Origin of the sequence: Caulifigura coniformis (genome assembly GCF_007745175.1) — a bacterium.
GTDB lineage: Bacteria > Planctomycetota > Planctomycetia > Planctomycetales > Planctomycetaceae > Caulifigura > Caulifigura coniformis.
In genome coordinates this window covers 2968008-2980491 of record NZ_CP036271.1, presented here as the reverse complement: position 1 = coordinate 2980491, position 12484 = coordinate 2968008, and the positions used below count along the sequence as shown (strand labels likewise).

Annotated in this window: 9 protein-coding genes; 5 read left to right on the top strand and 4 right to left on the bottom strand. The window is 62.3% G+C overall.

Features of this window, described 5'->3' with window-relative positions:
* Positions 1-135: 135 nt before the first annotated feature.
* The 4 genes from Pan44_RS11755 to Pan44_RS11740 form a co-directional block, all read right to left on the bottom strand.
* The gene (locus tag Pan44_RS11755; RefSeq protein ID WP_145030237.1) at positions 136-1260 is read right to left on the bottom strand and encodes a tetratricopeptide repeat protein; all 1125 of its coding nucleotides are present in this window, start codon (positions 1258-1260) and stop codon (positions 136-138) included.
* Positions 1261-1434: 174 nt separating this feature from the next.
* The gene (locus Pan44_RS11750) at positions 1435-2832 is read right to left on the bottom strand and encodes a sensor domain-containing diguanylate cyclase (protein WP_197454035.1); all 1398 of its coding nucleotides are present in this window, start codon (positions 2830-2832) and stop codon (positions 1435-1437) included.
* A gap of 338 nt (positions 2833-3170) precedes the next feature.
* Entirely contained in the window at positions 3171-4637 is a 1467-nt protein-coding gene (locus tag Pan44_RS11745; protein WP_145030236.1) for a hypothetical protein, read from the bottom strand.
* A 102-nt stretch (positions 4638-4739) separates the two neighbouring features.
* Positions 4740-6485, bottom strand: a complete 1746-nt coding sequence (locus Pan44_RS11740) for a GNAT family N-acetyltransferase (protein WP_145030235.1) — start codon at positions 6483-6485, stop codon at positions 4740-4742.
* 221 nt (positions 6486-6706) lie between these two features.
* Between Pan44_RS11740 and Pan44_RS11735 the strand changes: the two genes are divergently transcribed.
* From Pan44_RS11735 to Pan44_RS11715, 5 genes are all read left to right on the top strand, one after another.
* Positions 6707-8029, top strand: a complete 1323-nt coding sequence (locus tag Pan44_RS11735; RefSeq protein ID WP_145030234.1) for a glycosyltransferase — start codon at positions 6707-6709, stop codon at positions 8027-8029.
* A gap of 61 nt (positions 8030-8090) precedes the next feature.
* The gene (locus tag Pan44_RS11730) at positions 8091-9080 is read left to right on the top strand and encodes a class I SAM-dependent methyltransferase (RefSeq protein WP_197454034.1); all 990 of its coding nucleotides are present in this window, start codon (positions 8091-8093) and stop codon (positions 9078-9080) included.
* Between the two features lie 263 nt (positions 9081-9343).
* Positions 9344-10300 carry a DUF1559 domain-containing protein gene (locus Pan44_RS11725; protein WP_145030232.1) on the top strand — a complete coding sequence of 319 codons (957 nt, stop codon included), beginning with the start codon at positions 9344-9346 and terminating at the stop codon, positions 10298-10300.
* Between the two features lie 501 nt (positions 10301-10801).
* Positions 10802-11785, top strand: coding sequence for a DUF1559 domain-containing protein (locus tag Pan44_RS11720; protein WP_145030231.1), 984 nt, complete (start codon positions 10802-10804; stop codon positions 11783-11785).
* Between the two features lie 264 nt (positions 11786-12049).
* Positions 12050-12481, top strand: a complete 432-nt coding sequence (locus Pan44_RS11715) for a transthyretin-like family protein (RefSeq protein WP_145030230.1) — start codon at positions 12050-12052, stop codon at positions 12479-12481.
* Positions 12482-12484: the final 3 nt, after the last annotated feature.

The window sequence follows — 12484 nt, the reverse complement described above, 5'->3', positions numbered from 1 at the left end:
TGCCGCCAATATTTCATCTTGAGGAAATCACGGTGACAAGGGAAAGGCGCCGCGGTCGGGCGCAGACTTGTCACAAGAAATCAGAGAAACAGGAAGCAAGATCTCTTCGCCCGGAGTTCGTTTCGCCCGGTGTTGCTAAGGGGCGCGTCGTGATTTCGACAGCACGTCGCGGTACGGCTTGCGGGACTGATAGTGTTCCAGAATTCGCTGACACTCCTGGCGTTCGGTTCCCTCGAACTTCGAGAGCGCTCTCATTGAGCACTCGACGGCGCGGTCGAATTCACCCACCTCCGCAAAGGCCGCCCCCAGCGTTCCGACATAGTGGGCGACGGTTCCCTGGCTCAGTTCACAGGCTTTCGTTGCAAGGCGGACAGCAAGCGGCCCATCCCGGAATGCGGCGTCCGGACAGGTTGCCAGCATCCAGGCCAGATTGTTCATGATCAGCGGGTCATCTGGATGCTCGGCGAGGAGCCGCTCGAAATGGGAGCGTGCCTCAGTCCACTGGCCGCCCTGAGTCAAAGAGAAACCGAGATAGGCCTGCAGCTCGAAATCCCCGGGCTCAAGCAGTGCGGCCTCCTTCAAGTCCGCGATGGCACACGAGACGTTTCCAATTCGCTCATAGGCGTGAGCCCGGTATCGCAGGAGATAGGACGATCTCAGTCCCCGCTGCATCGCTTCGGAAAAGTCTGCGATGGCATCCTCGAACAGACAAAGCCCGACCCGCGCCTGCCCCCGAATCGAATAGCCGGCCGGGCCCTCGGGAAAATCCCGAAGAAACTCATCAGCAACCGTCAGCCCCCCGGACGCATCCCCCAGAGCAATCGAACAGCGAATCAATCCCGAGAGAATCTCCTCCCGCTGCGGGTGATTGGCGTCCCCCAGCAGTCTGTGAGCTTCCTGGTAATCGGCTCGGGCCTGTTCGAAGTGATTCCGCTTTTCGTGAACAAATCCGCGTCCGAGAAAAGTGAACCAGTTCCTGGGATCGAGTTTCATCGCGGCTTCAAAGTCGGCCTGGGCCATCTCGAAGTCCTGGAGATGCAGCCATGCCAACCCGCGATTCACCACCGCATAGACGTCCGTGGAATCTTCATTGACGGCCGCGCGATATTCGACCGCCGCTTCGAAGTACTGATCCTTCAGCATGTGTCGCATGCCGCGCTGCAGGTGCTGGCGTGATCGACGACGGCGCGCCGATGCCCCGGTCAACGCCCGGTAGTCTCTTCGAAGTCGTTCGATCACCCATGTCAGAAATGCGTTCACGAAAACAGAGTACCGGCCTGACGCCCGTTACTGGCATCCTCCCGGAGACGGCCCGGCCGCTGCGTCCAGACTCCAGGCCATTTTCATGGCTCCTGTGCAGGCGATGGAACGGTGGTCGATTCGCGTTGGTCCACTCACGCCTGCGGAAGCCGGAATACCAACATTGAAGATGTTCTAGGAACTCAGATCCCGATCGAATCGGGAATCGTGCGCCTGCGCGGTCGTCACCCTGTTTCGGCCAGCCTGCTTGGAACGGTAGAGGGCCGCGTCTGCTTCCGTCAGAAGCCGATCGAGCGTCAACGACGACGACTCGGGGGGATACACGAGTCCCACGCTGACGGTAATGCGAAGTTCCTCTCCCTCTTTCAATGCAACGGGCGTCGTCTCAACCTTCGCCCGCAATCGCTCGGCGATCGCAGCGGCGTCGACCGGATCGATATTCGGCAGCACGACCGCAAACTCTTCTCCTCCCAGACGGCCGAACAGGTCGTCCTCACGCAGGACACTGGCGACCATGGAGACGAAAGAGACGAGCACCTGGTCGCCCGCGGCGTGTCCGTAGTGATCGTTCACCCGTTTGAAGTGGTCGATGTCCATCATCAACACGGCGAGGCGGCGCGGCCGCGACGAGCGCTGGCGGACCAATGCCCCGCCCTTCTCCATGAACGCCCGACGGGCGAGGGCCTTGGTGAGGAAGTCGTAGCTGACCGCGTGATTGAGGCTGCGAAGCAGTTCCTCTTTGACGGAGTTGATGCCCGCCGCAGTGAGCGGCCCGAGCGCCAGTAGGGAGATGCCCAGCCGGATCGACATCGTTTGATCGATGTAATCGGCATTGGGATGGATGACGAGCGCCCCCATTGAGACGGCAACGAGCATCCATGAGCAATACAGGAGCGTCAGGCAGGCGGTTGTGAAGATGTCGTAGCTCAGCGCACACCACAGCAGCGCCGGAACGGAGAACATGATCGCTCCGGGGCCTCCCAACAGCAGGCTGCAGACCATCGAGGCAAGGAGAGTCAGGACGGGGAGCGCGGCGGCGCCATCTGTGCGGAACTGGTTGAAGAGTTGGCCTTTCCAGGAACGAATGTCGCCCGGACGAGGAACCGTCAGGATCACCGGCAGGAGCAGAATGCCGTTGACGAGTTCGGTGGCGAACCAGAAGGCACAGCTCGTCCACCAAGGTTTTCCGATCAGGACGGGTCCGGCGCCTCCGCCGACGGCGGCTGCGGCGACTCCGGTGGCCGCGCAGATTGCAAACAGGTACAGCATCGACAGCGGGCGTCGCAGATGCCGGTGTTCGGCGTTCAATCGACTGAACAGGAACACCCCGGTCATGGCGCCGGCCAGGTTCCCCGCGGTCAGCCAGATGGTCATCAGCAGTCCTCCGCCGGTGACGAGGTCGGCGGCGAGATAGCCGGCCGTCGCGGCAAGCCAGCCGGACGGGGTGGCCAGTTGCGGATAGCGGACCATCAGCCCCAGGAGCACCGCATTGGCCGGCCAGAATGCGGCCAGAAAACCGACCGGGCGCGTCAGAATCCCGAACAACGACGCCGCAAAAACGACACCAGCCACAAGGCCTGCACGGCTTGAGGGGGTCGAAAACAGGATGCGTCCAGCTCGCGACTGCTCGCCTGGACCGACAGAAGACAACAAACGCAACGCCCACCTCTCGGTCGGAAGGCTGTGCTCCCGACTTCAGCGACATGATGTTCCTGGCCCGGAAGAGAAGGGTAGCTCACGGTTCGGCTCCGGCCAGTCAAACTGCTTCCGGAAGAGGCTTCTTCGCCGAAATACGTGCTTTCAAGGTCCGACGACGCGATCTTCGTCAGGGAAAATGGCATGCAACTGTTCTGCGAGGGCCCGAACCGGTCGCGAGCGTCCATTCCCGCGACTCCCGTCGTCACCTCACGTCACTTCTTCTCCCACAGTTTTTCGATCCCCGAGACTGTCTCGTCCACAAGAGTCTGGCCCCCTTCCGGCCCGACTTTGTTGCTCTGGATCACCGCGCTGTAGCTGCCGCCGAGAACGGCCCTCTGGCTGGGGAGATAGGATCCAGGCCCCGCCAGCTGGATAACGAACGTCTGCAGGGCCGGGCTGCGGGACTTCATCTGGATGCCATAGTCGGTGAACAGTTCGAACGAGTTGGTGGCGATGGCGACATCGCCCAACCGCAGGACGTGCAGCTCCATCGGGTAAGTCGTCTCGGGGGTCTGACTTTCGTAGCGATCGAGGACGGCCTTGTTCCACCGCATGCGGGTCAGGTTCTTCGGGTCTTTCGACAGCGCCTCAACCTCCTTCTGCGCTGCGGCGCGCTCCGCTTCGGTCACCTGCCGGACCGGAAGATCGATCATGGAGACGCGATGCATGAGCGGGGCGTCGCCGTGCATTTCCTGCTTCGCGCCGTCGTAAGCCTCCTGCCAGGCGTCGACGACCCGACGGGCAATCTCCTCGAGCGGATCCAGGCCACGCAGCTTCCGCATCCGCTCTTCAGCCGCCTTGCGGAACATGAGGTGGGGAGACTGGTCGCCGGCCGCTCCAATCCAGCCGAGGATGCACAGATCGTCGCCGTGTTCCTTCCGCAGAGCCGTGCGGACCTGGTGCCAGAAGTCGGCGTTCACGGCGGAGCGGCTTTCGACTTCCTGCGCCGGACAGGCGACGTTGATCGCCGTGGCGATCAGCTGGCGATCGGAGTTCCAGAAGCAGAGCACTTCGACGCCATGATCTTCATAGCCTTCGATGCCGCGGAAGTTGGGCGTATTGGTCGCCCCATACATTTTGGCCTCGCCAAATTTGTAGAGGGCGCGACGATTGTGGGCGACGACGGCGTGCCCCAGCCCCCAGCCGACAAATCCAGGCTTCCGGCCGTCCCACGCTTCCGCCGCGACTTCGGCCAACCGGTCGACCAAGGAGACCCGATACTGCGACGGCCGGACGATGCCGTCCGGCGGAAGATCGTAGGCTTCATCACGAACTTCGGGAGCGGTGTGGGTGTGCGTCGCGCTGATGACGAGCTTGCTCACGTCGAAGCCGGGCAGCCGGTCTTTCAGTTTGCTTCGAACGTCGTCAATAATCCCTTCACGAATCGCGACGAGGTCGCAGGCGATCATGATCGCCTGGTCGACGGATGTCTGTCCGTCGCGGCTTTCCAGCGCGATCGCCTCGGCGTAGACCGGGCTTTCCACGGCTTTCGAGATTCGCGTGTGCATCTGGCCCGACAGGGGAATCGGGCCATCCGGGGTGATGTTTCGGCGGGCCTTCCCGACATGCAGATCGGCCGCGATCACGGGCGATGTGGAACCTGCGAGGACAATCGCCATCGCCACCATCGGCAGGAGCGAGCCCCACCGTTTCGAACCGCGCGCACGCAGACAGTCCATGATGCAGAATCCCTGAAAGTGAAACATGGCCGCAGAGCAGCCGTGTCAAGATGCCACACCCATGGTCATCAAGACAAGCAGCATGGCGGTCCGAAGTGCGGCTTAACGGCGAATCGTGGACTCGACGAGCCCCGTAAAGAATCGCCTCGCGTTGATGCCAAGCGTGCGTGTGCGATAGCCACCTTCCTGCACCACCAGCGTGGGGACGTCGAGTTCGCCGATCATCCGTGCGTTCTTCTCCAGATCGTCTGCGGTGAGCAGCCAGGTGCCTGTCGGATCGCCTTTCACGACATCGAACCCGAGCGAGACAACGAGGAACATCGGCTTGAAACGGGCGATCACTGCAAGCGCCCGGGCGAGTTCGCGGCGGTAGTCGGTTCCCGTCACTCCGTCCGGTAGCGGGACGTTCAGGTTGAAGCCTTCGCCGGGCCCGATCCCCCGCTCGTCGGCAAAACCGGAGAAGAACGGGTAGGCGATCCGCGGATCTGCGTGGAGTGACACCGTGAGCACGTCGGCACGCGACAGGAAGATCTCCTGCTGCCCGTTACCGTGGTGGTAGTCGATATCGAGAATCGCGACCTTCCCCGATCGACTGAGATGCTCGGCCGCGATGGCGGCGTTGTTGAAGTAGCAGAAGCCGCCAAAAAATTTCCGTTCGGCGTGGTGTCCCGGCGGCCGGACAAGAGCATACGCCAGCCGCTGCCCATGGAGGACTTCATCGGCTGCGGTGAGCGCGCATTCGGCGCCGCCCCGCGCGGCGCGATAGGCGTTGCGATGAATCGGCGTGAAGGTGTCGATGCAGTAATAGCCGGCTCGAATCGAAAGTTCGCGCGGTGGCCGCGCGACGTTTCGGACCGGAAACACGTAGGGATAGACCGACTTGCCCGGCGGTGCGTTTTCGCAGGCCTTTTCCAGGTACGACACGTAGTCGCGGTCGTGAACGGCCGTGATCTTCGACGTCGGATACGAGCGTGCCCGGCGGACCTCGATCAGGCCGGCTTCTTCCAATGCCTGGCGAATGACGGCAATCCGCACGGGGGCCTCGACATAGCCCCGTTCGCGGATGTGGTGGATATCGTGCTGGTCGTTGATGACGACCGGGATCCGGCGATCCGGCCGGTCGGGACGAAGCGCCCCCGCTGGCCGCGATGGCTTCTTCCAGCGGAAGGGGCGGAGCTGGACCGGATCTTCCTGGAACGACGCGACCACCTTGTCGACATACCCGGGCGGACAGCGGCTTCCGTACTTGCGATCAAGGATCGCGCGGACGATGAGACGGACGCGGTCCTTCGTCAGCGGCGCCTCGAGGTCGAGGCGATCGACCATGAGGTGAGGAACATTGTCGTTCTCCGCCGGATTGAAGGGCGTTTCATACGCCGTGTTGATGACGGGTCGGGCGCCGTAGCGTTCATAAAACCGGAGCCGGGCTTCGTTCTGCGCGCGGACGACCGGGTCGCGACATGCGGCCGGCGAATCGGGCAGGCATTCAAAATAGAGCTGCAGGCCGCCGAGGTACCGTGTCTCATCCCGCACGCGTTCGTACAGCGCCGCGCCGATTCCGCGGCCACGGATGCTCGCGTCGGTGGCCAGGTAGTCGAGATAGCAGAACTTCAGCTCCGGATCGTGCATCGCGAACGCGAAGCCCTGCACCGTTCCATGCCCCCGCTCAGCGACGTACAGGATCGAACGAAACTTCTGACGAAACGGATTTCGGAGCTTCTCGATCAGCAGCTCGACGGTGGCGTCCGTCACCCCGGAAAAATGCGACTGCAGGATTCGCTGGCATTCAAGGATCGCGTTCTGGTTCACCGGAACGAGGTCGTCGTAGATGCGTCGGATGCGAAACATTCGGGTGGCTGGCAGGAGAAGCGAGTTGGCCGCAGACAGCATAATCGGCGACCGTCTTTCCGCGCGCCAGTCCCCGAACATGTTGCCGTTTGGCAACACCGCGTCGAGCAGGCGGAAACAGGGATTCTCCGACCGGGATCGATGCTTCCTCAGGCGACAAATCACTGGTCGATCGCAATAATCCGGCCTGCGAAGAATTCGCGACGTGCAAGGAATGGATCATGATGATCTGGGGCGGGTTGCTGACACTGGCGGTCTTCTGCGTGCTCACGGTTGCCGTGATCCTCCAGGTGCTGCCCTGCATTCGGAAGATTCGAGAGCGCGCTGTTCGTCCGACGGAAAGTCGCTGGCCGTGCGTCCAGGTGATTCTTTCGCTCAAGGGGACCGACCCCTTCCTTGAGCGCTGCCTGGAACGACTCGCCGCGCAGGACTATCCCGACTACCAGGTCACTGTCGTCGTCGATTCGCTTGAGGACCCGGCCTGGCAACAGGCCTCCGCCGCCGAGGAGGTCTACGGCCGCGAGGTGATGGACCTGCAGGTCCGGAGCCACCAGGGCCGGACCTGCACCCGCAAGCTGAGCAACCAGCTGAGCGCGTTCTCAACGCTCCGGCCGGAAGTCGAGATCGTCGTGTTGTGCGATGGCGATGCCGTCGTTCATCGGACGTGGCTGAAAGAGCTGGTGAGTGGGCTGGACGATTCCCGGCTCGCGGCCGTCTCGGCGAACCGCTGGTTCTCGCCCCCCGGTTGCGACGTCGCCTCTCTGAGCCGGCATTACTGGAACGCGCTCGCGATTCCGACGCAGCAGCAGCACCGCATCCTCTGGGCGGGCAGTCTCGCCATGCGGCGGTCGATCGTCGACGAAAGCGGGTTCCGGGAGGCCTTCGAGCACGGATTTGCCGACGACGCGGTGATTGCCGCCTACCTGACCCGAACGGGCAGGCCCTACGAAGTGCTCGGCACGACCTACGTCGTCAACTCCGAGACCACCACGATCCGCGGATACTGGAACTTCCTGGTCCGCCAGATGCTCTGCGTGCGCCTGGACCACCCGAGGTGGCGTCCGATCTTCCTGCATGCCGTTGTCCTGGCTGTCGCCTTTGCGCTGTTCCTGCCGGCGCTCTTTGTCGCCGGCCCGATGGCGATGGCGCTGGGCTATCTTGGCCTGTGCATCTACGGCCTGACGCTCTTGATTCTCACGAGCGTCTACGACCGCGAGCTGCGACGCACCTTCCCGGAAATCGAAGCCCTCGATGTTCCCGTCAGCCGGCAGCGAGTGCTGATGGCGCTGCCGGCGCTGCTGTTTACCTCGGCCATTTATCCGGCAGCCACGATCGCCGCTGCCAGCACCCGATCTCACTTGTGGCGGGGCGTCGAATACCAGCTGACGGACGGCAAGATCGTCGCCACGATCGAGAGGCCTTCCGGAAGGGAACGTCGCGGCCTGACCGGGCGGCTGCTGCGACGTCCCGGCTTCCTGACGCGGGCGAATGGCCCGGGTGTTTCGCCAAGGGCCGAAGCCGCCTCCACCGAAACGGTGGGATGACACGAGCGCTGGCAGATTGAGTTTCCCAATCGTTTCCGGGCGTCACTGCGAATCGCGCGACATGCTGAAGGAACAGCAAACTCTATTGCGACTTCCCCGTCCCCTGACTTCGGCCGGCGATCTGGTGACCGCACTGGCGGATTGCACCGGGGATTCGAGGCAGATGGTTCTCAGCCGGCTCGTTGACGAGATCCGCTGTAGCGGAATCAACGTGCGACGCGAAGCGGAAGACTTCAAGCTGGAGCCCTACGTCTGGTCGGATCGCCTTCTCGAGTTCTACCGCGATTCGACGGCGTTCGCCTACGAAACCGTTGTCTGGAACCGCAGCCGGCTGAAGCAGTCGATCCGGCAGTGGATGGGGGACTTCCTCCGTCGTTCGCTGGCTCCGGGGAGCCGGGTTCTCGTCTATGGCGACGGGCTGGGCTTCGACAGCGCCGGTCTGGCTGCGATGGGACTGAGCGTGACGTCGCTCGAACCCTCTGACCGAGGCCGCCGATTCGCCGCCGGGGTGTTTCGCCAGAATGGCGTGACCGTCCGGCAGGCCTCCGGCGACGGCGACCTGCCGGTGGATCCGTTCGACGCGATCGTGTGTCTCGACGTGCTTGAGCACGTTCCCTCGCCGCCGGACATGCTCTCCGAATTCCACCGCCGGCTGAGGCCGGACGGGGTGTTGATCGTTTCCGCCCCGTTCTTCTGCACGGAACCTTTCCGGCCGACCCACCTGGCGGCGAACCGCAGGTATTCCGGCGATCTGGGGCTGTATCGCCGCGCGGGATTTTCTCCACTCGGGGGAGATTATTTCTGGGAGCCGATTGCGTTTCGCAAAGGACGAGCAGGCTCCCTCCTGGAAACCGGGCTGCTGCGACTGGGGCAGCCGCTGCTGATGACGGGACGCTGGTTGTGGCCCGTTCATAGCCAGGTCGCGCGCTGGATGCTGCGGTCAGACCGCGTCTGGCTTCGCGAAATCACAGAGTTCCAACGCCTGGAATCTTCCGACAACGGCATTTCGGGAGGCGCCTGCCGGTCAGAATCTGATTCCCGGCCCGCGTGAAGCGCCCCAAAAGGCATAGGTGAAACCCGCTGATTGCCGGGATTTCAGGACGCGCAGATCGAAGAGCAGGACGCCCGCGACGGCCCGATTTCGCAGGCACCAGAAAAAACAGCCACTTTGCTCTTTCTTTCATGGCGAAAAAAATCGCCGCCTGTACTCTGGCTCCGCTTCTATGCGCGTTCGCGTCAAGGGCCTGCCGTCCCTCTGTCGGACAGGCACTACAGCAACGATTCGTTTCTCATTTCGTCGGTTCAGGAGCGGCAATGCTACGTAGTTTTCGTCGAGGCTTTACGTTGATCGAGTTGCTGGTCGTGATCGCGATCATCGCGATCCTGATTGCTCTTCTTCTTCCCGCTGTCCAGCAGGCCCGTGAGGCCGCCCGCCGGACGCAGTGCAAAAACAACCTGAAGCAGTTCGGGCTGGCATTGCACAACTACCACGACACGGTGAACGTGTTCCCGGCTGCCAACATCAGCCCGGGTGCAGCCAACTGTGACGGGATCCTGATCGCTCCCAACCGTCAGATCCTGAACCATACGGCCTACCAGTTCATCCTGCCGTACATCGAGCAGGCCCCGCTGTACAACCAGATCAACTTCAACGTGCCGTCCGGCAATGCCAAGCACGCGACAGGTTGCGGGGCGACGGCCGGCACGACCTGGCCCAACCTGACGGCGCTGGACGCGGTGATCGCCGGATTCATGTGTCCCTCGGGCAGCCCCAACGACACGCCAAGCACCGACACGAACCCTGGCCCGTACTGCCGCAACCGGGCTCATCGCACGAGCTATGGCCTGGTCGCCGTCGGCGACGAACAGGGAACCGGCTTCGGCGTCAGCTACCGCGCTCTGGCGGCTGCGAACAAGTCGGCCTGGTGGCACAACGGAGCCGCGAAGATCGGCGAGATCCAGGACGGAACGAGCAACACGATGATGCTGATCGAGACGCCGATCCGGAAGCAGAGCCTTGCATATGGACCGTTCTGGAACCAGTACACGCATGCGATGTTCATCCAGCCGCGGAAGGGGATCAACGTTCCGCACCCGACGACTCCGCCCCAGCCGTATGTGTACGCCTGGAACGCCGGCAGCGATCACACGGGTGGAGCCCACATCCTGCTGGGAGACGGCGCCGTCCGATTCCTCAGCCAGAACATCGATATCGGCACGATCAACGCGCTGGCGTCGATCAAGAACGGCGAGGTTGTTGGCGAGTTCTGATCTCGCGGCTGACCGTTTGATGGCATGTCCCGCTTCACGGGACATGGAATGACAGACCGGGGAGACGGGCCGTCCGTGACGGATGCCCGTCTCCCCGGTCCATTGGGGGCCAGTCAGTTCGGGAAATGAAGCGGGCCGGGTGCGCGTGGGAAGCGGCAATCGGGGCTGGATTCGCGGGCGAGTCGGCGTAAAATTGTACAGCCAGGACGGGGCCCGTGATCGGCAACGATCATCTGCATGAACGACCACCTGTATGCGGACCAGTTCGCCGGTCGCAGTTTCGTCATCTGCAGGACCGGGCCGTCTCTACCAGAAAACTCAATCTCTATCAGAAAACGCAATCCTTTTGTGTTTTCTTTCATAGCCGCACGAATTTCACGCAGTTAGTTTAGAAGTTAACACGTCATTGCGCATTCGTCGCAGTCAACCGGCCATCTGTCAGATGGCTGAATTTTCGCTGAACAGTTCGTTCCTTATCTCTTCCTTTTCCGGGAGTTGGAAATGTTACGCGCGAAACGTTCTGGCTTTACGCTGATTGAGCTTCTCGTCGTGATTGCGATCATCGCGATCCTGATTGCCCTTCTTCTTCCCGCAGTCCAGCAGGCCCGTGAGGCTGCCCGCCGGACGCAGTGCAAGAACAACCTGAAGCAGTTCGGGCTGGCGCTGCACAACTACCACGATGTGCACCTGGTGTTTCCGCCGGCGACGGTGAATCCCGGAGCCGCCTTCTGCGACACGCTGATCCCGACGACGTCGCAGGTTTACAATCACACGGGCTACCAGATGATTCTGCCCTTCCTGGAGCAGGCCCCGCTTTACAACCAGATCAACTTCAATCTCCCGTCGGGCAATGCACAACACAGCACCTCGTGCACCCGGACTGTGGGAACGCCCGTCACGCCCAACACCAACGAGACGGTGCAGAACGTGATGCTGTCGTTCATGTATTGTCCGAGCGACACCATCACTGACTCGCCGAAAAACGGTGCGGCCGGCGTGTATCATGGCGTCAACCTGCATCGGACGAGCTACGGTTTCCCCGCTCATGCCTATGAGCAACAGACGCTTGGCACCGGGACGGGCGCGCCGTTCGGTTCGCCGGGCCTGTCATGGCGGCAGGCGACCGCTCCGCGGCGGGGGATCTGGTGGCATAACGGAGCCGCACGGATCGGCGACATCAAGGACGGCACCAGCAACACCATGCTGATGGCCGAAACTGTGCTTCGGAAGCAGAGCTTGAGCTATGGGCCTTACTGGAATGCCTATACCCACACGATGTATCTCGTGCCCAGCCTGGACGGAATCAACGGCATCCGGGGGACTGACAAGTACCCGTACGCCTGGACCGTTTCGAGCGTTCACACCGGCGGCGTGCAGCTCGTGATGGGCGACGGCACGGTCAAGTTCATGAGCGAGAACATCTCGCAGGACATCGTGAACGGCGCCGTCTCGATCAGCAACGGCGAGATTCTCGGCGAGTTCTGATCAGGCAAACTTCGGCGTCTGCTCCAGTCGGCGATGCGACTGGAGCAGACGCGGTGATTCAGCATCACAGGGAGTCGACGCAGACGGCGCGGGCCGACGATTTCTCCACTTCAGGCTCCGATCGATTCCAACGTCGACTCAAACTGGCCGCCAGGCGTTGCCAGAGCGGTTCGTTGTCATTGCGCGGGAGACAGGCTGGCCGGCACACACGGCTGTCCGTCACGCGCAGCGATCATCCGAGTTCTGTACTCCATGAGGCGTCTTATGCAGATTGCAAAATGTCGATTGATCTCCGCCGTGGCGCTCGCCCTGTTGGCGGGATGCGGATCGGCCGAAACCGGCCCGGAACTCGTTGAAGTGACCGGGACAGTCACGATGGATGGCAAACCACTTGAGAATGCGCTCGTCTACTTCGTGCCAGAATCCGGCGGGATGTCGAGCGGCATGACCGACGCCAGCGGCAAGTTCACCCTGATGTATCGCGGCAAAACGGAGGGTGCGGTCCCCGGGATGAGCACCGTGAAAGTCACCAAGTCGGATGGAGAGGCCGGCGCCGAGCTGATCCCGGGCGTCTTCAACACGGCCAGCGTGATCAAACGCGACGTCGCCAAGCCCGGTCCGAACGATTTCACGATCGACCTGGACAAAGAGAAGGCCGACGCCAGAGCGAATCGCGATCGGAAGCCTCAGGCATAGCCA